At 69.5% G+C, this 21,837-nt stretch carries 21 protein-coding genes and 1 riboswitch; of the genes, 13 read left to right on the plus strand and 8 right to left on the minus strand.

Going from position 1 to position 21,837, the window contains the following annotated elements; translation table 11 throughout:
• Positions 1–6: 6 nt before the first annotated feature.
• The 3 genes from AC1KAT_RS04115 to msrA all read right to left on the minus strand — a co-directional run bounded on the left by AC1KAT_RS04115 (position 7) and on the right by msrA (position 3,154).
• Positions 7–2,055, minus strand: coding sequence for a TonB-dependent receptor (locus AC1KAT_RS04115; protein ID WP_480323057.1), 2,049 nt, complete (start codon positions 2,053–2,055; stop codon positions 7–9).
• Positions 2,056–2,217: 162 nt separating this feature from the next.
• Positions 2,218–2,574 carry a hypothetical protein gene (locus tag AC1KAT_RS04120; RefSeq protein ID WP_480323059.1) on the minus strand — a complete coding sequence of 119 codons (357 nt, stop codon included), beginning with the start codon at positions 2,572–2,574 and terminating at the stop codon, positions 2,218–2,220.
• Positions 2,575–2,608: 34 nt separating this feature from the next.
• Entirely contained in the window at positions 2,609–3,154 is a 546-nt protein-coding gene (gene msrA / locus AC1KAT_RS04125) for a peptide-methionine (S)-S-oxide reductase MsrA (protein ID WP_480323061.1), read from the minus strand.
• A gap of 170 nt (positions 3,155–3,324) precedes the next feature.
• On the opposite strand from msrA, the gene AC1KAT_RS04130 reads away from it, so the two are divergent.
• Positions 3,325–4,137 carry a YdcF family protein gene (locus AC1KAT_RS04130; protein WP_480323063.1) on the plus strand — a complete coding sequence of 271 codons (813 nt, stop codon included), beginning with the start codon at positions 3,325–3,327 and terminating at the stop codon, positions 4,135–4,137.
• Positions 4,138–4,203: 66 nt separating this feature from the next.
• Here the strand turns inward: AC1KAT_RS04130 and AC1KAT_RS04135 are convergent, their stop codons facing one another.
• The 5 genes from AC1KAT_RS04135 to ubiD form a co-directional block, all read right to left on the minus strand.
• Positions 4,204–4,962, minus strand: coding sequence for an SDR family oxidoreductase (locus AC1KAT_RS04135; protein ID WP_480323064.1), 759 nt, complete (start codon positions 4,960–4,962; stop codon positions 4,204–4,206).
• Position 4,963: 1 nt separating this feature from the next.
• Entirely contained in the window at positions 4,964–6,073 is a 1,110-nt protein-coding gene (locus AC1KAT_RS04140; RefSeq protein WP_480323066.1) for an alkene reductase, read from the minus strand.
• Between the two features lie 16 nt (positions 6,074–6,089).
• On the minus strand, positions 6,090–6,752 hold the full coding sequence (locus tag AC1KAT_RS04145) for a TetR/AcrR family transcriptional regulator (RefSeq protein ID WP_480323068.1): 663 nt from the start codon (positions 6,750–6,752) through the stop codon (positions 6,090–6,092).
• A 206-nt stretch (positions 6,753–6,958) separates the two neighbouring features.
• Positions 6,959–8,623 carry an alpha/beta hydrolase domain-containing protein gene (locus AC1KAT_RS04150; protein ID WP_480323070.1) on the minus strand — a complete coding sequence of 555 codons (1,665 nt, stop codon included), beginning with the start codon at positions 8,621–8,623 and terminating at the stop codon, positions 6,959–6,961.
• Positions 8,624–9,140: 517 nt separating this feature from the next.
• Positions 9,141–10,700 (minus strand): 4-hydroxy-3-polyprenylbenzoate decarboxylase, encoded by a 1,560-nt coding sequence (ubiD, locus tag AC1KAT_RS04155; RefSeq protein WP_480323072.1) that lies wholly within the window; start codon positions 10,698–10,700, stop codon positions 9,141–9,143.
• Positions 10,701–10,971: 271 nt separating this feature from the next.
• Between ubiD and AC1KAT_RS04160 the strand changes: the two genes are divergently transcribed.
• From AC1KAT_RS04160 to ribBA, 12 genes are all read left to right on the plus strand, one after another.
• Positions 10,972–11,901 (plus strand): lytic transglycosylase domain-containing protein, encoded by a 930-nt coding sequence (locus AC1KAT_RS04160; protein ID WP_480323074.1) that lies wholly within the window; start codon positions 10,972–10,974, stop codon positions 11,899–11,901.
• Positions 11,902–11,955: 54 nt separating this feature from the next.
• Positions 11,956–12,089, plus strand: a riboswitch (ZMP/ZTP riboswitch).
• Positions 12,090–12,164: 75 nt separating this feature from the next.
• Positions 12,165–13,415: a serine hydroxymethyltransferase gene (gene glyA, locus AC1KAT_RS04165; protein WP_480323076.1), complete on the plus strand. Its 1,251-nt coding sequence runs from the start codon at positions 12,165–12,167 to the stop codon at positions 13,413–13,415.
• Positions 13,416–13,497: 82 nt separating this feature from the next.
• Positions 13,498–13,941, plus strand: coding sequence for a transcriptional regulator NrdR (gene nrdR, locus AC1KAT_RS04170; RefSeq protein ID WP_480323078.1), 444 nt, complete (start codon positions 13,498–13,500; stop codon positions 13,939–13,941).
• Between the two features lie 156 nt (positions 13,942–14,097).
• Positions 14,098–14,643 (plus strand): GspH/FimT family pseudopilin, encoded by a 546-nt coding sequence (locus tag AC1KAT_RS04175; RefSeq protein WP_480323080.1) that lies wholly within the window; start codon positions 14,098–14,100, stop codon positions 14,641–14,643.
• 8 nt (positions 14,644–14,651) lie between these two features.
• The gene (locus AC1KAT_RS04180) at positions 14,652–15,098 is read left to right on the plus strand and encodes a type IV pilin protein (protein WP_480323082.1); all 447 of its coding nucleotides are present in this window, start codon (positions 14,652–14,654) and stop codon (positions 15,096–15,098) included.
• Positions 15,095–15,739 carry a PilW family protein gene (locus AC1KAT_RS04185; protein ID WP_480323084.1) on the plus strand — a complete coding sequence of 215 codons (645 nt, stop codon included), beginning with the start codon at positions 15,095–15,097 and terminating at the stop codon, positions 15,737–15,739. Before AC1KAT_RS04180 ends, AC1KAT_RS04185 begins: the two co-directional genes overlap by 4 nt.
• Positions 15,736–16,929 (plus strand): hypothetical protein, encoded by a 1,194-nt coding sequence (locus AC1KAT_RS04190; protein WP_480323086.1) that lies wholly within the window; start codon positions 15,736–15,738, stop codon positions 16,927–16,929. The genes AC1KAT_RS04185 and AC1KAT_RS04190 overlap by 4 nt, the downstream gene beginning before the upstream one ends.
• Positions 16,930–16,940: 11 nt before the next feature.
• On the plus strand, positions 16,941–18,101 hold the full coding sequence (locus AC1KAT_RS04195; RefSeq protein WP_480323088.1) for a type IV pilus modification PilV family protein: 1,161 nt from the start codon (positions 16,941–16,943) through the stop codon (positions 18,099–18,101).
• A 19-nt stretch (positions 18,102–18,120) separates the two neighbouring features.
• On the plus strand, positions 18,121–19,251 hold the full coding sequence (gene ribD, locus AC1KAT_RS04200; RefSeq protein ID WP_480323090.1) for a bifunctional diaminohydroxyphosphoribosylaminopyrimidine deaminase/5-amino-6-(5-phosphoribosylamino)uracil reductase RibD: 1,131 nt from the start codon (positions 18,121–18,123) through the stop codon (positions 19,249–19,251).
• A 33-nt stretch (positions 19,252–19,284) separates the two neighbouring features.
• On the plus strand, positions 19,285–19,917 hold the full coding sequence (locus AC1KAT_RS04205) for a riboflavin synthase (protein ID WP_480323092.1): 633 nt from the start codon (positions 19,285–19,287) through the stop codon (positions 19,915–19,917).
• A 7-nt stretch (positions 19,918–19,924) separates the two neighbouring features.
• Positions 19,925–20,629: a hypothetical protein gene (locus AC1KAT_RS04210; RefSeq protein WP_480323094.1), complete on the plus strand. Its 705-nt coding sequence runs from the start codon at positions 19,925–19,927 to the stop codon at positions 20,627–20,629.
• A gap of 85 nt (positions 20,630–20,714) precedes the next feature.
• Complete coding sequence (gene ribBA, locus AC1KAT_RS04215) at positions 20,715–21,824, plus strand: bifunctional 3,4-dihydroxy-2-butanone-4-phosphate synthase/GTP cyclohydrolase II (protein WP_480323096.1); 1,110 nt, start codon at positions 20,715–20,717, stop codon at positions 21,822–21,824.
• Positions 21,825–21,837 lie beyond the last annotated feature (13 nt).

Genomic DNA, 21,837 nt, shown 5'->3' on the forward strand with positions numbered 1-21,837 from the left:
CGAGCCTCAGAACGCCACGCGCAAGCCAGTCTGGATGGACCGTCCCGGCAGCGGCACCAGGTCGCGGATGCTCTGCGTGGTGGTCGCGCTGTAGGCCAGCTCGTCGCCCAGGTTGTTGAGCTTGACGAACCACAGCCCGCGCGGGCCTGCCCACTCGATGCGGCGCGAGAACGACAGGTTCCACAGCGTGTGGCGGCCGGTGGCCCGGTCGGTCGATGGCACGCGGCGCTGCGCGGCGGCGTGGTCGGCTTCGAGGCGGGCGCTCCACGGGCCTTGCGAGGCGTCCAGCCCCAGCGTCACGCGAACCGGTGCAAGCCGCGGCAACGCTTCGCCGGTGTCCGCGTTCACGCCGCGCACCCAGTCCAGCTTGCCGGACAGGTCGAGGGCCCACGGTGCCGAGGCCACGCGCTGGCGGCCTTCGAGTTCGAGCCCGTGCATGCGCGCACGCACCGCGCGAAAGGCATAGAGCGGCACGGCTTCCCCGTCGACGATCTCATCCCCACCCGTGGCCTCAAGCGCAATGAAACGCGAGAAGCGTGCCGCGAAGGCCCCGAGGCGCAGGTGGTTGACGCCCTCTTTCCACTGCAGCGCGAGGTCGAGGTTGCGGCCGCGCTCGGCACCGAGCGTGGGGTCGCCACGTTCGTAGACGCCGGTGGCGGCGTGCACGCCGTTGGCGTACAGCTCGAACGAGGTCGGCGCACGCTCGGTCAGGCTGAGCGCCCCGGTGAGCGACCAGCCCGGCGCGAGCGGACTCACGTTCGACAGCGACGCGCTGCGCAGCGAGAAGCGCCGTTGCATCGCCGCGCCGAACTGCGGTTCGGTCGGGTCGGTATCACCCGCCGAATCGACCACGGCGCGTTCGAGCCGCAGGCCCGCGCTGGCCGTGCCGCCGGACCAGCGCAGTTCTTCGAGCGCAAAGAGCGCGTGTTTCTTCGTGCGCGTGTCGGGCACGAAGGCTTCTTCGCCCAGCGCCGAGAAGTCGGTGTCTTCGACGTGCAGGCCGAGCACGCCACGCAGCGCCCCCACCGGCGCGTGTTCGGCTTCGACACGCAGCTCGCTGCCCTTGCTCTTGAACGTGGTGCCGATCTCGCCGCCGCCCTCGACTTCGGCATGCTCGTAGCGGCTGCCCTTCACGTGCAGCTTGATGGCACGCAGCGGGCCGTCCAGCCGCTTGACCTCGGCCGCCGCGCGCAATTGGTCGCGCTTCATGCGGATCGTCACGTCGGGCTCGGCGACGATGCCGTAGGTGCTGTCGTAGGTGTCGAGCGCCACGCCCGCATGGCCGTGGTCGAAGAACACCGCGCCACCGAGCGCACCGCCCTGCGCCTCGCTGGCCGAGTTGCGCACCCGGCGCGTGGCGCCGAGCGCGACGCCGTCTTCGAGCGGCACGTGCTCGGGCACCCGCAGGTCGCGCGTCTTGCGGCCGAACACGTCCACATGCACGGCGAATTGGCCGTTGCCCGTTTCAAGCAAGGCCGAGGCACCACGCTCGTGGGCCGCGCCGCCGAGGCGCAGTTCGGCCGCGCCGGTCGGGGCCTCGATGCGCTCTTGCGGGATGCGGTTGTCGAGCGTGTTGACCACACCGCCGACGGCGCTGCCACCGTACAACAGCGCGCCGGGGCCGCGCAGCACCTCGACGCGTTCGATCACCAGCGGGTCGATGGGCACGGCGTGGTCGAAGCTCAGGCTCGACGCATCGACCGAAGCGCCGCCGTTGGCCAGCACGCGCACGCGATCACCGTCGAGCCCGCGGATGACCGGCCGGCTGGCGTTCGGCCCGAAGTAGGTGGCCGACACCCCGGGCAGGCCATTGAGCGTGTCGCCGAGCGACGCACCCCGGCGCCGCGTGAGCTCATCGCCGGACAGCACCGAAACCGGCGCCGCCGGCGTGCTGCTGGCGAGCGGGTTGCCGGTCACCACCACCGGTGGCAGCGTCGCGGGCGTGGGCTGCGCGTGGGCCAGGCCGGGAATCACCAGCGCGAACGCGCAAGCGTGCGCGATGGCATGGAAAGAGAAAGGGGCCCGCAGCGAACGGGCGAAGACGAAAGACAACATGACAGACATCTCACAAAAGCACCGACTCCACCCGGCCATGCGGGGCGGTCGGTGACGAGCAGGCGGGGACGAACGGCCACGCGCCAATCCGCGCACCGCGTTCGTCGATGAAAGAGGGAACGGCCTTCGACGCGGCGAGAACCGCCGCAGGCCATCAGGACATCAGGCCCGGGGTGGGCCGCGCGCCTGGGCGCGCCACAGGCGCGTCGCCAGCGGCACGGCCGGCGCCAAGGCCGGCGCTTGGGCACCAGACGCGAGGCGGGGCCCGGCCAGCACCGGCCACGCCGCGAGGTCGGCATGCGAGAGCTGGTCGAACAGTTGGCAGTCGATGCTGCCGGCGTTGTGGCCGAAATCGCCGCTGTCGCCCTGCGCATCACCCACCTCGACCTGCATCGCCGGCAGCCACGCGCCGCCGTGCTGCGTGCGGTGCACGAGGCCGAGCGACTGCGTCAGCACGAGCAGCCCCAGCGCCAGGCCAATCAGCCAGCGGCGGTGCGGGGTGCGACGCAAGAGGTGCATGGGGCGCAAGAGCTTCGGCGGGTGGGTCAGGTGCTCACTGCGGCCGCACGCGGCGGGCGAAGGTCTTCTTGAACTTCTCGACCTTGGGCGCGACAACGAAGGCGCAATAGCCCTGGCCGGGGTGCTGGGCGAAGTAGTGCTGGTGGTAGTCCTCGGCGCGCGAGTAGTTCGCCAGCGCCACGACCTCGGTGACGATGGGGTCGCGGTACGTGCGGCTGGCGACCATCTCGGCGATCACCTCGCGGGCGGTGCGCTCTTGCTCGGGCGTCTCGAAGTAGATGCCCGAGCGGTATTGCGTGCCCACGTCGTTGCCCTGCCGGTTGAGGGTGGTCGGGTCGTGCACGACGAAGAAGATTTCGAGCACCTCGCGCAGCGTGATCTGCGCCGGGTCGTAACTCACGCGCACCACCTCGGCGTGGCCGGTCTGGCCGCTGCACACCTGCTCGTAGCTCGGTTGCACGACGTGGCCGTTGCAGTAGCCCGATTCGACGGCGGTGACGCCTTGCACCTGCTCGTAGACCGCCTCGACGCACCAGAAGCAGCCGCCGCCGAGCGTGATGGTGTCAAGGGATGGGGCCATGCGGTTCTCCGGTGAGGCGTGCGGGGTGGGCGGGGCCAGCGGCCGAGGGTGCCGGTGAGCCGCGCGACATTTTGCCGCGCCGCGCCTCGCGTTTCCGAGGGGCGGTCATTCGAGGGCCCTGCTGCACAATCCCGCGCCACAAGATCACCCACTGGACGGAGGGACACCGAATGAACAGCCTGCTCACGCTGATGGGCATCGAGTCATGGAAGCCGATCCTCACGGCGCTCGTGTTGCCCCCCGTGCCCTTCTTGCTGCTGGTGCTGGTGGGGGCGCGTTTGATCCTGCCGCGACGGGGCCTGGGCTGGTTCGTCATCGTCCTGAGCGTGACCGGCCTCTGGCTGAGCGCCTGCGCAGGCACGGGCGAGTTCTTGATGAAGCACCTGCTGAAGCCGCCGTTGGCGCTGAACGCCGAAGCCATCGCCGAGCTGCGTGCGGCGGCGAAGGCCAAGCAGCCGGTGGCCATCCTCGTGCTGGGCGGCGGGGCCGAACAGCTGGCGCCCGAGTACGGCGTGGCCAACTTGGCCGATGCCTCGCTCGAACGGCTGCGCTACGGGCTGTGGTTGTCCAAAGAGACCGGCTTGGCGGTGGGCTATTCAGGCGGCGTGGGCTGGGCGCAGACGCCCGGTGCGCTGGCCGAGGCCACGATCGCCGCGCGCATCGCGCAGCAAGAGTTCGGCCGGCCGATCCGCTGGGTCGAAGACCGTTCGCGCGACACGCGCGAGAACGCCCAGCGCAGCCTCGGCCTGCTGAAACAGGACGGCATCACGCAGGTCGTGCTGGTGACGCACCACTGGCACATGCCGCGTGCGCGCAAGGTGTTCGAAGAGATCGCCGCCGGCAGCGTGACCATTCGCCCGGCGCCGATGGGCCTGGGCGCGATGTCGTCGGCACAGCGCGTCGATTGGCTGCCGACCGCAGGCGGCTTCGAAGCCGTGCGCCGCGCCCTGCACGAGTGGCTGGGCCGCGCGGTCGGGGCCTGAACGACAAAGAGGCCGTGACGGCTCACGCCGGCACGGCCTCTCGATCAGCGCGTCAGCACCGGGCGCTCAGCGCGCCGTGAACCCGCCATCGACCGCCAGCGGGTGGCCGACGATGAAGGCGGCGTCTTCCGAACTCAGGAACACCACCGCGCGGGCGATGTCTTCGGCAGTGCCGAGCCGTCCGATCGGGTGGGCCTGGTCGATGTAGGTCGCGCGCTTGGGCTCGCGGGCAATCGCGCGTTCGGTCATCTCGGTGTCGATGATTCCCGGGCACACCGCATTGACGCGGATGCCCTTGCGCGCGTACTCGACGCCAGCGGCCTTGGTCAGCCCGAGCACCGCGTGCTTGGTCGCCCCGTAGATGGGCTGGCGCGGCGCACCGATGAGTCCGCCGATCGACGCGGTGTTGACGATGGCCCCGCCGTCGCCCTGCTTGAGCATCTGTTCGATCTCGAACTTCATGCACAGCCACACGCCCTTGACGTTGACCGCCATGAGCTGGTCGAACATCTCTTCGGTGGCCTTGGCCAGCGGCAGGTGTTCGATGTCGATGCCGGCGTTGTTGAAGGCGATGTCGAGGCGGCCGAAATGCGCGACGACCTTCTCGACCATCGCCTGCACCTGGTCGCTGCGCGACACATCGACCGCCAGCGCGATGGCTTCGCCACCGGCCGCGTTGATCTCGTCGGCCACCGCCTGGGCGGCCGCAGCGTTCAGATCGACCACCGCGACCTTCGCGCCTTCACGCACATAGGCAAGTGCCGTGGTGCGGCCGATGCCACCTGCGCCCCCGGTGACGAGGGCAATCTTGTTGGCGAGCTTCATCTCAGGCCAGCGCCGGGTAGTCGATGTAGCCGTGCGGGCCTTGGCCGCCGTACAGCGGGGCGTCCTTGAACAGCTCGTTCAGCGGTTGGTTCTCGCGGAAGCGGCGCGGCAGGTCGGGCGTGGTGATCATCGCGCGGCCGAACGAGACCATGTCGGCGCGGCCACTGGCGAGGGCTTCGACGGCCATCTCTTTGGTGTAGCCGTTGTTGACCATCCAGATGCCCGAGTACAGCTTGCGCAGTGCCGCGTAGTCGAAGGGTGCGTTGTCGCGCGGGCCGCCTGTGTGGCCTTCGACGACGTGGATGTACACCGGGTGCAGCTTTTCCAGCTCGCGCACGACGTGCTCGAACAGCGGCTGCGGGTTGCTCTCGAACGAATCGTTCACCGGCGACACCGGCGAGATGCGGATGCCGGTGCGGTCGGCGCCGATCTCGCCGATCACGGCCGTCATTACCTCGACCAGGAAGCGCGCGCGGTTCTCGATCGAGCCGCCGTACTGGTCGGTGCGCTTGTTCGCGCCTTCGCGCAGGAAGGCATCGACCAGGTAGCCGTGGGCGCCGTGGATTTCCACGCCATCGAAACCGGCTTGGATGGCATTGGCCGCCGCGGTGCGGAAGTCGTTCACCACCTGGGCGATCTCGGCCACTTCGAGCGCGCGCGGCGTCGAAGCATCGACGTGGCCCTGCCCCACGATGAAGGTCTTGGCCTTGGCCGCGATGGCCGAGGGCGCGAGCGGCGCCTGGTTGCCCGGCTGGAAGTGCGTGTGCGACATGCGGCCCGTGTGCCACAGCTGCACGAAGATCTTGCCGCCCTTGGCGTGCACGGCGTCGGTCACGAGCTTCCAGCCCGCGATCTGCTCGGGCGTGTGCAGGCCCGGCGTGGCGTTGTAGCCCTGGGCGGTCTCGGACACCTGCGTGGCCTCGGCAATGATCAAACCGACGCTCGCACGCTGGCTGTAGTAGTCGATCGCCATCTCGTGCGGCACGTTGCCTTCGGCCGCGCGGTTGCGCGTCAGCGGGGCCATCGCCATGCGGTTGGCGAGTTCGATGCGGCCCAGCTTGATCGGCTGGAACAGGGCGTCGGCGACGAAGCGTTCGGTGGGTGAGTTCATGGGTCAGGTCTTTGGTTCAGCGGGGGACGGAAGGCTTGGCGGAAGAAGGAACGGGAGAAACAGACACCCCCGGCACATGCGCCGGCGGGTAGATGCGGTCGAGCACGAGGGCCACGCTGTCACGCAGCGGCTGCACCGAGCGCTCGACCTTCATGCGCAGCAGCGCGCCTTCCCAGGCACTCCAGGTGAGTGCCGACAAGGCGGTGGGGTCGATGTCCTGGCGTATCTCGCCGGCGGACTGGCCGGCGGCGATGAGGCCGGCGAGCCGCTCGCGCCAGGCGAGTTGCGCGCTCAGCAGGCTCTGGCGGCAGCCGTCGCTCGACAGCGCGATCTCGGCCGCAAAGTTGCCGACCAGGCAGCCGGCGGGGCAGTCGGCGCGGCGCTCGTGGTAGTCGAGCATCTGCGCGAACACATGGCGGATGGCCGCCATCGGGGCCTCGGGCGCCGTGGCAATCATGCGTTCCCACGAGGCGCGCATGTTGTCGGCGTAGCGCTCGACGATGGTCGCCGCGAAGGTCTCTTTGCTGGTGAAGTGGTTGTAGAACGAGCCCTTGGGCACCCGCGCGTGGTCGGTGATCTGCTGGATGCCGGTGGCGTTGTAGCCCTGGCGCAGAAACAGCTCCAACCCGGCGTCGGTCAGGCGCTCGGGAATGTCGGTGGGGTCGGCGGTGCGTGGCATGCGCCGAATAATATGACCAGTCGTCTTACGCCGTCAAGACGACTGGTCATATTCCTCAAACTTGGCGTGGGGAGCCTGCCGGGGCCCGTGGATCGGGCCGCGGGGCCACGCGCGCCTCGCGCTCATTTCGCCTGGCCGCCTTCTGCCACGTGGCCCGCGCGCGCGCGCCGCAGGCCCGGCGGGCCGGGCCTCGCCGCCTCATGCGGTCACGGCATCGCCGCCAGGATGGCGTTGGCGGCCAGCACCAGTTCGTTGGCGCTCACCTGCGAGAGCCGGCCCTTGGCTTGCAGGGCCCGCACGCCCTCGACGTAGCGCTCCAGCATGCGGCGGGCCGAGGCCTGGGCGGCGGCCTGGGGTTGTCCGCCCTGCGCGTCGCCACGCGCCACGGTGCGGATGAACTCCGTCACCTGGTTGCCGAACTCGTCGCTGCGACCCGTGGTGTACAGATAGAAGTGCGTCGCCTCCAGCAGGTCTTGGGCGGCGCGGCACACCGCGCTGCAGGGCGCGCCGGTGCCGACGATCGAGTGCACCGCCAGGTCCATGCTGCGTTTCGCGTCGGCCGGCACCACGAACCCGGCGCGCAAGGTGTCGTGCAGTTGCGTGAACACCGGCGCGACGTAGCTGCCGTGCGTGGGGTACAGCTGATCGAGCAACGGCTGATCGAAGGGGATGTAGGTGCCATAGAGGACGCAGAACGCCGCGCCGCTGTTGGCCCCGCTGTTCAAGGCCGTCGGCACCGCGAACTCGGCCAGGCGGATGCCACCCAGCGCATTGCCATAGGCATCGCGCTGGATCGTCGTGCCCTCGATGGCCACCGGCGGCGCGCTCGGCGGCACGAGGCCGTCGCGCACCCAGCGCACCATGTGGTCGTACACCGCGTTGGTCACGTGGTGGATGGGCACGCGAGGAAACGGCGGCCGCGCGCAATCACCCGCCGCCGGTGTCACACCATCGCGCAGCGCCAGCGGTCGGGTGTTGAGCGCCGTGCGGCGGCCCGAATGGCTGCTGCCGGCGACCTCCCACGAGCGGAACACCGGCGTGTCGGGCTGGCGGCTGGCCACGAGCAGCGGCAGGTCGGTTTCTGACGCCAGCTTGAAGATCGGCACGGTCAGGTCGCTGCGCAGGCGCCCGCCACCCACGTAGAGCAGGTAGGCATCGACGGGATCGCCGATCAGCGGGTGCAGCGAGTTGATGAACACCGTGAGTCGGCTGGCCGACTGCGACGCGCCGATCGCGAACACGCGCTTGGCGTGCAGCGGCCCAAGGGGACGCACGCCGCCCGGGTGGCGCAAGGCTTGAAGCGCCTGGGCGAAGACGTCGTACGAGAGCGCGTCGTCCATGACCTGGCCGCCGGCGGTCACATCGAGCGTGCCGTAGCGCAGCGGGCTCCAGTTGCGCGCGCCGTTGGGCACGCCCTGCACGCCCACGCGCTGGGCCGACACGCCGACCCACGCGTAGCCCTCGCGCACCATGTGCTCGAACGAGCCACCCCACATGGCGTCGATGTCGTAGCCGGCCGAGACGTTCTGCCATTCGGCCAGCACCGTGCCGTTGAACTTGTGCGGCGACACCGGCCGGCGCACGATGACCCGCGTGCGGTAGGGCAGGCCGCTCTGCAGCACGCGCCCGTTGGTGCCGAGGGCGCCCGTGGTGTCGTAGCGGTTGGCCGTGCCCTCGAAGAAGAACTCTTCCTCGACGTAGCCCACCGCCGCCAGGTTGTGCATCGTGGATATCCACGGGTAGTCGCGCGCGGCGCTGCCCGGCGTCGCGTTCACCGGAACGGGCCCGATGACGGTGGCACTGGGCACGGCGGCGTGCGCGGCCGGCACCAGCCAGGGGCTGAAGGCGACGCCGGCAACCAGCGCCAGCATCCAGTGAAAGATCCATCGAGCGGCACGTGCGGCCGCAAAACGTGTCGGTGCAAGTGCGCAAGCTAAACCCAAGGTCATGGCAGTCTCCGTTCTGTCTGGTGGTATGAAACAGGGCGAAAACAGCCTACGGCGCGACTGCGTACAAATGCTTGAGCCCAAGCTGCGTTGCAGGGGCTTTGAAGGGAAAACCCGGAGCGTTTCCCCCTAACCCTTGGGGGCGCGTGGGATGCAAGGCAGCTGAGGCCGCCCTCCCGGAAGGGCGGCGGCGAAGGGCCGGCCCAGCCTCGCTGCGCCAACGCCTGCAAAAACGCAGGCCCCAGAAGCGACGAACCCCTCCGACCTTGCGGTGGAGGGGTGGATGGCTGACGCCATCTTTGGGGCTCCGGAGGTCATGAGTCCGGGGCTCCTGGTGCGCAGAGACTGCGCCCTTTCGGTGTTGCCTGGCTAGCAGGCAGAGGCATCTTGAACCCACCGACTGGCCGACACCAGACAGGAATGTCTATGGCGCCTCAGACCCTCATTGAGACGTTTTCATCAACCGATCGAAAACATCGGCCACGCGTCGCTCAACCTCCGGGTCCATGGTGATCACCCGGCCCCACTCGCGGCTGGTCTCACCCGGCCACTTGTTGGTCGCGTCCAGGCCCATCTTGCCGCCCAGGCCGCTCACGGGCGAGGCGAAGTCGAGGTAGTCGATGGGCGTGTTCTCGGCCAGCAGCGTGTCGCGCACCGGGTCCACGCGGGTGGTGATGGCCCAGATCACGTCCTGCCAGTTGCGGATGTCCACGTCGTCGTCGGTGACCACGATGAACTTCGTGTACATGAACTGCCGCAGGAAGCTCCACACCCCGAACATCAGCCGTTTGGCATGGCCGGCGTAGCTCTTCTTGATGCTGATGATCGCCATGCGGTAGCTGCAGCCCTCGGGCGGCAGGTAGAAGTCCACGATCTCGGGAAACTGCTTTTGCAGGATCGGCACGAAGACTTCGTTCAGCGCCACACCCAGCACGGCCGGTTCGTCGGGCGGCTTGCCGGTGTAGGTCGAGTGGTAGACGGCGTTGTGGCGGCGCGTGAGGCGCGTGATCTCGAAGACCGGAAACCAGTCCTGCTCGTTGTAATAGCCGGTGTGGTCGCCGAACGGGCCTTCGAGCGCGTGCAGATAGCCATTGATCTCTTTGACCGGCACGCCGTGTTCGCTGGTGCCGGTGAAGCCCTTCTCAGCGGTCGGAATGCGCCCTTCGAGCACGAACTCGGCACTGGCCGGCGCTTGCAGCATCTGGCCGGCGTCGCCGACCGAGGTGTCCACCACCTCGGTGCGCCCGCCGCGCAGCAGGCCCGCGAACTGGTACTCAGACAGCGTGTCGGGCACCGGCGTCACCGCGCCGAGGATGGTCGCCGGGTCGGCGCCCAGCGCCACGGCGATCGGAAACGGCTGGCCCGGGTTGGCCAGCGCAAAGTCGCGGAAGTCGAGCGCCCCGCCCCGGTGGGCCAGCCAGCGCATGATCACCTGGCGTTTGCCGATCACCTGCTGGCGGTAGATGCCCAGGTTCTGCCGCCGGCGCGGGGTGGCGATGCCCTGCGGCCCGCGCGTGATGACCAGCCCCCAGGTGATCAGCGGGCCGGCGTCGCCGGGCCAGCACAGCTGGATGGGCAGCTCGCCGAGGTCGATGTCGGCGCCTTCGAGCACCTCTTCTTGACAAGCCGCCTTGCGCACCGTGGCGGGCTTCATGTCCCACAGCGCCTTGGCCATCTGTAACAGCTTGCCGGCGTCTTTGAGGCCTTTGGGCGGCTCGGGCTCCTTCAGGCTGGCCAGCACGCGACCGACGTCGCGCAGCTCGCTCACCTCGGTCGCCCCCATGCCCAGGGCCACTCGTTTGGGGGTGCCAAACAAATTGGTCAGCGCGGCAAATTTGTAACCCTGGGGGTGCTCGAACAGCAGGGCCGGACCGCCCGCTCGCAGCACGCGATCGCTCAGGGCCGTCATTTCAAGCCGCGCGGAGACTGGTTCTGCGACCCGTTTCAGCTCGCCAGACCGCTCCAGGCCTGCCATGAAGTCTCGGAGGTCGCGGTATTTCATATTCATTAGTTATGGAAAAGCGATTTCTTAGTATTGACCCGTTATGAAATGGCTTCCTAGAATCGCGCCCACCTTGACGCCAGATCAGGGATAACCCGCGCTCCAGCATCCACCCGGATGGCATCGGGGCGCACGGCAGATGAACCAGGCACCGCATGACCCCGCAGCAATGCCGGGGTTGAAGGGCGGTGGATTATCCGCCGTCACCCCCGCCGGACAGGCCTCCAAGCCTGCCCGCACCGATGGGCGCGACGGAAAGAAAGGAAGAGAGATGACAGCGATTCGCCGCATGACGATCCTGCTGCAAGACACCCGGGACACGGTCACCCGATCGGCCCAGGTGTTCCTCCGCGACGTGGGCCACGGCCTGCTGGAGGTCAGCCACAACACCCTTGCCATCGTCGGTCTGCTGATCGTCGCGGCCGTCCTGTTCACGGGCAGCCGCGCGGATCTGCGCCAAGGCATGGAAACCCGCCTGCTCGGCTGGCTGCAAGAGCGCCACGAGGCCCGCACCGAGGGCACGCTGGAGGCGTTGACCGCCCTGGCCGAGCCCGAGGCCATCAGCCGCGCCACGGCCTACGACCTGAAAGACCTCAGCAAAGAGCAGGCTGCCGTCGCCACCTGGCTGTCGCGCCGCTACCGCGTCGCCCCCGAGCCGGTGAGCCGCCTCGTGAAAGAGGCCTGGCACGTCGGCGCCAAGGCCAACCTCGACCCGACGCTGATCCTCGCGATCATGGCCATCGAGTCGAGCTTCAACCCGTTCGCGCAAAGCCCCGTCGGCGCCCAGGGCCTGATGCAGGTGATGACCCGCGTGCACGACGACAAGTACGAAGCCTTCGGTGGCACGCACGCCGCCTTCGACCCGGTGACCAACCTGCGCGTCGGGGTGCAGGTGCTCAAGGAATGCATCGCCCGCGCCGGCAGCGTGGAGGCCGGCCTGAAGTACTACGTCGGCGCCGCCAACCTGACGAACGATGGCGGCTATGCCGGCAAGGTCTTCGCCGAACGCGAGCACCTGCGGCTGGTGGCGGCCGGCCGGCCGGTGCCGTTCAACGCGCCGTTGATCGTGGCCCCGACGACCGTGAGCCTGCCCGTGCCGGCGACGGAAGCGGCGACCGAGCCGATGCCCATCCCGCTGGCGGTGCCGCCGGCGGACACTGCCAAACCCGCCGCCGACCAAGTGGCCCTGCTGTCGCGCTGAGCGGCTACCGTCACACAGATTTCACTCCCGCGCGGTGAGCGAAACGCTACACTGCGCGGCCTGCGCAACTGGCGATGGGGCCGGTGGGTTGAACGACAACCCGCCACACGGCCTGAGGTGGTGAACCACCGGGAAGCGCAGGCGGTTCTGGCAACAGAGCCGTTCAGCCGTTCGCCTGGGCAGCCCTGTGGTCGCATGACGCGCGTGCTTTGCGTGTGCATGCATCCGACCGGGTCTTCAAACCTTGAAGAGGACTGCCATCCATGTTCGACCGTACCCAATCCACCGTCGCCAACGTCGATCCCGAGCTGTGGGCCGTCATCCAGCGCGAAAACCAGCGCCAGGAAGACCACATCGAGCTGATCGCGTCTGAAAACTACGCCTCGCCCGCCGTGATGCAAGCGCAAGGCAGCCAGCTCACCAACAAGTACGCCGAGGGCTACCCCGGCAAGCGCTACTACGGTGGCTGCGAGTTCGTCGACGTGGCCGAGCAACTGGCCATCGACCGCCTGAAGCAACTGTTCGGCGCGCAGTTCGCCAACGTGCAGCCCAACTCGGGCTCGCAGGCCAACCAGGGCGTGTTCTTCGGCCTGCTTCAGCCCGGCGACACCATCATGGGCATGAGCCTCGCCGAAGGTGGCCACCTGACGCACGGCATGCCGCTGAACATGAGCGGCAAGTGGTTCAAGGTCGTGAGCTATGGCCTCGACGCCAACGAAGCCATCGACTACGACGCGATGGAGCGCCTGGCCCACGAGCACAAGCCCAAGCTGATCATCGCGGGCGCCTCGGCCTACTCGCTGCGCATCGACTTCGAGCGCTTCGCCAAGGTCGCCAAGGCCATCGGCGCGTACTTCATGGTGGACATGGCCCACTACGCCGGCCTGATCGCCGCGGGCGTGTACCCGAACCCGGTGCCGTTCGCCGACGTCGTGACCTCGACCACGCACAAGAGCCTGCGCGGCCCGCGCGGCGGCGTGATCCTGACCAACAACGAAGAGATCGCCAAGAAGATCAACAGCGCGATCTTCCCGGGCATCCAGGGCGGCCCGCTGATGCACGTGATCGCCGGCAAGGCGGTGGCCTTCAAGGAAGCGCTGTCGCCCGAGTTCAAGGCCTACCAAGAGCAGGTCGTGAAGAACGCCGCAGTGATGGCGGAGACCTTGACGCAGCGTGGTCTGCGCATCGTCAGCGGCCGCACCGAAAGCCACGTGATGCTGGTGGACCTGCGCCCCAAGGGCATCACCGGCAAGGAAGCCGAAGCGGTGCTGGGCCTTGCGCACATCACCTGCAACAAGAACGGCATCCCGAACGACCCGCAAAAGCCGATGGTCACCAGCGGCATCCGCCTGGGTTCGCCGGCCATGACGACGCGCGGCTTCAAGGAAGAACAGGCCCGCGCCACCGCGAACCTGGTGGCCGACGTGCTGGACAACCCGCACGACGAGGCCAACCTGGCCCGCGTGCGCGAGAAGGTCGCGGCGCTGACCCGCGAGTTCCCGGTCTACCGCTGACCTGCCCGAACGGCCCGTGCAACCCACGGGCCTTTTTCTTTGGTCTGACTTTGGGTCTGACCCATTGACCTGACGGAGCACCATGCGCTGCCCCTTCTGTAGCCACGACGAAACCCAGGTCGTCGAGACCCGCGAGTCCGACGAAGGCGATGTTGTGCGCCGCCGTCGCCGCTGCCAGAGCTGCGACAAGCGCTTCACGACCTACGAGCGCGCCGAAATCGCCCTGCCTTCGGTGGTCAAGAAGGATGGCACGCGCGCCGAGTTCGACGTCAACAAGATCCGCGCGTCGATGACGCTCGCGCTGCGCAAGCGGCCGGTGAGCGTCGAACAGATCGACGCGGCCATCGAACGCATCCAGGACAAGCTGCTCAACAGCGGCGCCAAAGAAGTCGCCTCGACCAAGCTCGGCGAGTTCGTGATGCGCGAGCTGAAGCGCATCGACAAGGTGGCCTACGTGCGCTTCGCGTCGGTGTACCGCTCGTTCGAAGACGTGGACGAGTTCCGCCAGCTGATCCGCGACATCTGAGCTGGCCGAGGGGGTGTGAGCCCCCCTCCCCCGACCGGGCGAACCCGCTCCGGGTGCCCTGATTCACGGCCTGTCCCCACCCCCTGGGGATCGTGACCGAAGTCACGTCTTTTTACAGTGCCTCCCGAGGGAAACAACAAGACCAGGGAGGGTCACATGCAAGAAGTCCGAGGCCATCGGCGAGCGCGCCGCGCCACATCACGCGGCGTCACCTTGATCGAGGCGTGCGCCGTGCTGGCCATCACCGCCATCCTCGCGACGGCGGCCCTGCCGGCCTTCGCCGCGATGGTCGAAAACCGCCGCATCGACGGCATGGCGACGCAGCTCGCCGCCGACCTGCAGTTCGCCCGCTCGGAAGCGGTGACGCGCAACCAGTCGGTGCGCTTGAGCGTGCATGCCGCCTGCTACATCGTGCACACGGGCGCTGCGAGCGACTGCCGCTGCAACGCCAATGGCACGGCCACCTGCACCGGCGAGGCCAGCGCGATCAAGGCCACGGCCTGGTCGTCGGACGACGCGGCACGCGTGCAGGCCAATGTCGCATCCATCGCCTTCGACCCCACGCTCGGCACCGCGTCACCCGCCGGCACGCTGAACGTCGTAAGCCGCAGTGAGCGCACGGTGCGCCACGTGGTCAACGCGATGGGCCGGCTGCGCTCGTGTTCGCCGCAGGCCTTGGTGCCGGGCTACCGCGCGTGCTGAGGCTGACCATGAAGCACTCTCTTTCGCAGCGCATGGGCGGCTTCACGCTCATCGAAGTGACGCTGGTGATGGGCCTCGTCGGCATCCTCGCCAGCATTGCGTACCCGAGCTTTCATGGCGCGGTGCTCAAGGCCCGTCGGCTCGATGCCGTCTCGGCGCTGATGCAGGCGCACCTCTCGCAAGAACGCTGGCGCGGTGCGCACCTGAGCTATGCGACGGCACAAGAGCTGCGGCTGCCCGCGCACTCGCCGATGAACCACTACCGGCTCGACGTGGCCGACGCGCGTGAAGACGGCGTCACGCTCGTCGCCACGGCCACCGGGGCCCAGGCGAACGACCGCGAGTGCCGCGTGCTGCGGCTCACGGTCTCGCACGGCCAGATGAGCCAGTCGTCGGGCGAAGACGAAACCCACAGCAACGCAGCCCCGGTCAACCGGCGCTGCTGGGGCACATGAGCGCGCGGCTGGGCCGGCAGGCCGGCCTCACGCTCGTCGAGCTGATGGTGGGCATGGCGCTGGGCCTGTTCGTGACGGCCATCGGCCTCGCGGGGCTCGCCGCCCACCTGCGTGAAAGCCGCACGCTGGCGCTCGATGCGCGCGTGATGCAAGACCTCCGCGCCACGGCCGACCTGATGGTGCGGGGCCTGCGCCGCGCGGGGCACTGGCACGACGCGTCATCGGCCGTGGGCACGGGCGCCGTCAACCCGCATGGCGAATGGGCGGCCAGCGCCGGTCACGTCGCCTTTGCCTACCAGCGCAGCGAAGACGCCGCCTCGGGCCACTTCGCCTACCGCTTGCGCCAGGGCGTGATCGAGGTGCAGATCGGCCAGGCCGGCTGGCAGGCCCTGACCGACGCCGGCAGCCTGAACGTCACCGCCTTGCGCGTGCAGCCCGAGACGGTGGAAACGCCGCTCGATGGCTTCTGCGTGAAGCCCTGCCCGGCCGACGCGGCCGCCACCTGCCCGCCTCGGCAGCAGCAACGCCGCCTGCACCTGCGCATCGAGGCGCACGCCGCGCACGACCCGGCAATGCAGCGGCAGGTCGAGGCCGTCGTGCATGCACACAACGACCAGATCGTGGGGGCGTGCCCGACATGAACGCAAGCATCCATCGTTCGCAACGCGGCGGTGCCATGCTGGGCCTGTCGCTGATGCTGGCCTTGCTGACGTTGCTGGGCGCGGGCTTCGCGCATCGCGGCTTGGTCTTCGAGCAGCGCAGCGCGGTCAACCAGTACCGAGCCACGCAGGCCATCGAAGCGGCCGGCGCGGGGCTCGAATGGGCGGTGGCGCTGTTGAACAGCCCGGCGCCGGTCGATGAGCAATGCCGGCCCACGGCACAAGCCCATGCCTCCTCGTTCGCCGAACGACTCTCGGCCCAGGTCTCGGCCGGGCACGCCTTGCATGCGGCCTGCGTGCTGACCGAAGCGGCGTGGACCTGCCACTGCCCGGGCACCGGCGAAGCCCAACTCACGCGGCACGATGCGCCCAATTTCGCGGTGGCGCTCAAGGCTGGTGACCGCACCGGGCAGACGCTCGTCGAAGCCCGCGGCTGCAGCGCACAGGCCACCTGCACCGGCGCCGACCGCGCCGCCGTGCAAGCCCGCGTGCAGACGCTCGTGGCTCGGTTGCCGGGTCTGGTCACCAGCCCCGGGGCCGCGCTCACGGTGCACGGCGATGCCGACCTGCGCGGGGCCGACGCCGGCCTGCACCACCGTCACGAGGCGGGCATCACCGTGCACGCGGGTGGCACCGCGCTGCTCGGCAACGCACGCCTGCACACCACACCGGGCGCACCGCCCTTGGCGTCGCTGGCCGATGGCGACGACGGCCTCGCCGCGCTCTCGTCCGCCAGCTTCTTCACCGCCGCCTTCGGCATGGGCGCCGATGCTTGGCGCGACCAGCCCGGCACGGCGCGCATCGCATGCCACGCCGCCTGCGACGAGGCCCTGGCCACCGCCCTCGCCCGGGGCCACCGCCTCGTCTGGCTGACCGGCGGCCTGCACCTCGCCCAGGCCGCGCTGCTGGGCACCCCGCAGCGCCCCGTGCTGCTGGTGGTCGATGGGCCCGTCGCATTGCAAGCCCCACTCACCGTGCACGGCCTCATCTACACCCGCAGCCCGTGGTGGTCTGCCGCAGCCGGCGTGCAGGTGCACGGCGCCCTGATGACCGAGGGCCACTTCACCCCGCAAGGCAGCTTCGACATCCACCACCACGCAACCGCCCTCACCGAGCTGCAGGCCGGCACCGGCACCTTCGCGCATGTGCCGGGCAGCTGGCGCGATTTCTGAGAGCCCCCGCCATGCACCACCGAACCCTGCAACGCGGCGCGAGCCTCATCGAAGTGCTCGTGGCCTTTCTGATCGTGGCGCTGTCGCTCGTGGGCGCGCAGCGGCTGCAATCGACGCTGCGCCACCATGCCGACGTGGCCCGGCAACGCAGCGAAGCCGTGCGCCTCGCGCAGGTCGAACTCGCCCGGGCATCGACCAACGCCACCACCGCGAGCGCCGCACACACCGGCACCAACACCCGCTTCACCACCCAGCGGCGCGTGCACGCCCAAGCCGACCTGCCCCTGCGCACCACCGACCTGCGCGCGGGTTGGACCGACCGCCAAGGCCAGGCGCAATCCGTGCACCTGGCCAGCGCCACGGGCACGGCCTCGCCGGTCTACAGCGCCGCCTTGCTGCTGCCCCCGCAGCCCGATGCCTTCGCGCGGCCGCTGGGCCGCCACGCCGACCTGCCCCCCGGTGCCCGGCCGCTGGGCCATGGCCGCAGCGTGCTCAAGCCCCGCGAAGGCGGTGCCATCGCCATCGTGTTCGACACCGCCAGCGGCCAGGCGGTGCAGCAGTGCCGCGTCGATGCGCGCGTCGGCACACGCCAACTCACCGCCGAACACCTGCAAGACTGCGACCGCATCCGCGGCAGCCTGCTGAGCGGCCACGTGCGCTTCGCGCTCGGCGAATCGCCCGACGCGACCCGTGCGAATGACACGCCGCTGCCTCTGCGCGCCAGCCTTCAGTTGAGCAGCCCCTCGTACGGCCCGGCCAGTTGCGAGGTGCAGCCCATGAAGACCGCCCGCGTGACACGCGGCGGGCGCACCACCACCGAAGCCGTGCCGCTCGACGCGAGCGCCCGCGACGTGGACGCCACCACCCTCGACGACACCGGCGAGCGCTTCAGCCGCTTCTTCTGCCTGATCGTCGATGCGCGTTGGTCGGGCCGGCTGGTGTTCGAGCCCGAGGGTTGGGCACTCGGTGCCACCGCACGCGAGCACCGCATCTGCCGCGTCGGCAGCGCGCACGCCGAGGGCTACCGCGACATCACCGGCCCCCTGCGCCAGCAGAACTTCGTGGTGCTGCGCGGCGACCAGCCCTGCCTCGGCGCCCCTGGCAATGCAGACGGCGCCGGGACGCACAATGTCGCCTCGGCGAGCCTCACCCCGCACCAACCCGCCCCCTGACGGGGCCCGCCGCGATGCGATGACCCTCGACACCCCGGCCCCCCGTCACCCGTCCACCCACCCCGACGACGCCTCGGCCATGCGCGAGGCCTTGGCGCTCGCGCTGCATTCCATCGGCTTGAGCGAGCCCAACCCGCGTGTCGGCTGCGTGATCACCGCAAGCGATGGCCGCGTGCTCGGCCGCGGCTTCACCCAACGCGCCGGCGAAGCCCACGCCGAGGTGATGGCGCTGCGCGACGCCACCGCGCGCGGTGAAGACGTGCGCGGCGCCACCGCCTACGTCACGCTCGAACCCTGCTCGCACCACGGCCGCACGCCGCCCTGCTGCGACGCGCTGCTCGCCGCTGGCATCGCCCGCGTGGTCGCCGCCCTGCAAGACCCGAACCCCCTGGTCGCCGGCCAAGGCGCCGAACGGCTGCGCGCCGCCGGCGTCGCCGTCACGCAGGGCTTCATGGCCGACGAGGCCCGCGAGACCAACATCGGCTTCTTCTCGCGCATGCAGCGCGGCCGGCCCTGGGTGCGGCTCAAGTCGGCCATTTCGCTCGACGGCCGCACGGCGCTAAACAACGGCACCAGCCAGTGGATCACCGGCGAGACCGCCCGCACCGACGGCCACGCCTGGCGCAAACGCGCGGGGGCCGTGCTCACCGGCGTGGGCACCGTGCGCGACGACAACCCGCGCCTCGACGTGCGCCTGGTGCCCACCCACGTGCAGCCGCTGCGCGTGGTGGTCGATTCGACCCTGCAGACGCCGCCCGATGCCCGCCTGCTCGAAGCGCCCGGCCGCGCGCTGATCTACGCCGCCATCGACGACGAGGCCCGTGCCGCGCCGCTGCGCGCCCGAGGCGCCGAGGTGCGCGTGCTGCCCAACGCGCAAGGCAAGGTCGATCTCGAAGCCGTGCTCGCCGACCTGGGCGCGCAGGGCATCAACGAGCTGCACGTCGAAGCTGGCGAGGCGCTCAGCGGCTCGTTCGTGCGCGAGGGGCTGGTGGACGAGTACCTGATCTACATCGCCCCCAAGCTGCTCGGCGATGGCCGCAGCCTCGCGCGCCTCGGCCCCTGGGACCGGCTCGCCGACAGCGTGGCGCTGCGCTTTCACCGCATCGACCCCGTGGGCGACGATCTGCGCATCCTCGCCCGCCCCGCCTGACCTCCTCTGACCTCACCTCGACAGCAATCCACCATGTTCACCGGACTCATCACCGGCGTCGGCCGCATCACCCAGGTTGACACCCTCGGCACCGACGCCTCGCACGGCAAGCGCCTGACCCTCGAAACGCCCGCCGGCTACCTCGACGACGTGCAGCTCGGCGACAGCATCGCGCTCAACGGCGCCTGCATGACCGTCACCAGCTTCGACGCGACCGCGCTGCGCTTCACCATCGACATCTCGGCCGAAAGCCTCGCCAAGACCGCCGGCCTCGACCGCACCGGACCGGTCAACATGGAAAAGGCCTTGCGCGCACACGACCGCCTGGGCGGCCACATCGTCAGCGGCCACGTGGACGGCATCGGCCGCATCACGCGCTTCGAGCCGGTCGGTGAGTCGTGGGAATTGCGCGTGCAGGCGCCCCAAGAGCTGGCGAAGTTCCTCGCCTACAAGGGCTCGATCACCGTCAACGGCGTGAGCCTCACGGTCAACCGCGTGGTCGATGGGGTGGACGGCTGCGAGTTCAGCATCAACCTGATCCCGCACACGATCGACCACACGGCGCTCGGCGCGCTGAAGGCCGGCGATGCGGTCAACCTCGAGATCGACCTGATCGCGCGCTATGTCGAGCGCATGCTGGGTGTGGCGGCGCCGACACGAGGCTGATCGTTCGATGACGGAAACACGGCCTGATCGGCGCTTCGAGTTTGGCGACTTCCACTATTGGTCCGCGGACGCGCTGAACTTGCTGTACATGGCACCGTGGTCCCCCGTCTCGCTGAGCCGGCAGGGCGTGCAGCACCAGATCGCCAGGATGCACCAGGACGGACGCTCTTACCGGAAGTTCCTCGCCCAGTACCCGGCCGTTCAGTGCGAGTACCTCGACACCTTCTATGTCTTCCGCCGCCAGACCGGTCTGCTGGATGCGCATCTCATCAGCGACCTGCTGCTTCATTCCTGGCGAGAAGCCCAGCACGCCGCCTGGCTGGCCTTCCTGGCTCCGCAGCCGGACTACGTCCCCTTGCTGAGCGCCAAGCGAGAAGCCTTCCCGTATGCCACCCAAGTCTTCGATCTGGCCCTGGCAGCCTGCACCGGCACCCCGCCCCCGGCCGCACTCTCCCTGGCCCAAGAGCAGGGCATCGCCGTGCGGGCCATGCTGGCCGAGCTGCCGGCAATGCCCGGCCGACTGAGGCGGGCACCCACCGCGCACCAGCAAGTCCTGATGCTTGCGGAGTTCGAGGGTTGCATCGCGGCCTACCGACGCCATGCAACAGCCGCCGCGACGCGCCTGTTGCAGCAAGGGGTGTTCGGCCATTTCCGCCTCAGCCACGCGGAGTGGGTCCGACGGGGCTGCCCGTCGGCACCCACCCTGGCCTGAGCGCCCGCCCCCGGTCCCGCAGCGCATCGTGAACTCCTGCCTCTCCGTCACGCGCCGCCGCCCTGCTGGGCCCTAAAATCCGCCGATGCCCATCTCCCCCGTTCCCGAACTCATCGCCGAGCTGGCGGCCGGCCGCATGGTCATCCTCGTGGACGAGGAAGACCGCGAAAACGAAGGCGACCTCGTGCTCGCCGCCGACCACGTGACGCCCGAGGCGATCAACTTCATGGCCAAGTTCGGCCGTGGCCTCATCTGCCTGACCCTGCCGCGCGAACGCTGCGAGCGCCTGCGCCTGCCGCCGATGACCACGCGCAACGGCACGCAGCACGGCACGGCCTTCACGGTGTCGATCGAAGCCGCCACTGGCGTCACCACCGGCATCTCGGCCGCCGACCGCGCCCGCACCATCCAGGTCGCCGTGGCCAAAGACGCACAACCCAGCGACCTCGTGCAGCCGGGCCACATCTTCCCGCTGCAGGCCCAAGACGGCGGCGTGCTCATGCGCGCCGGCCACACCGAAGCCGGCTGCGACCTCGCCCACATGGCGGGCCTGAGCCCCACTTCGGTCATCTGCGAGATCATGAAAGACGACGGCACCATGGCCCGTCTGCCCGATCTTGAAATCTTCGCCAAAGAGCACGGCCTCAAGATCGGCACCATCGCCGACCTCATCGGCTACCGCAGCCGCAACGAGACGCTGATCGAGCGCGTGAGCCAACGCCCCCTCGTCACCGCGCAGGGCCCGTTCGAATGCACCGCCTTCCGTGACCGCACCGGCGGCCTGCACCTCGCGCTCAGCACGGGCCACATCGACGGCAGCAGCGAAGTGCTGGTGCGCGTGCACGAGCCCTTGTCGGTGATGGACCTGCTCGACGTTGGCGCCAGCGAGCACTCGTGGCCGCTGCCCAAGGCCTTGGCTGCGCTGCAGGCCAGCGAGCGTGGCGTGGCCGTGCTGCTGAACTGCGGCGAGGACGTGGCCGCACTGCTGCCGCACCTGGCGCCCGAGGCCGCCGTCGAACGCAGCCCGCGCGGTCAGATCGACCTGCGCACCTACGGCATTGGCGCGCAAATCTTGCGCGAGCTGGGCGTGGTCAAGATGAAGCTGCTGGGCAGCCCGCGGCGCATGCCCAGCATGACCGGCTACGGCCTCGAAGTGACCGGCTTCCTGTCGGCCGGCACCCCAACCGGCGCCTGAGCCGGCCGCCGAC

This window comes from Piscinibacter sp. PDB5-1, assembly GCF_056676035.1.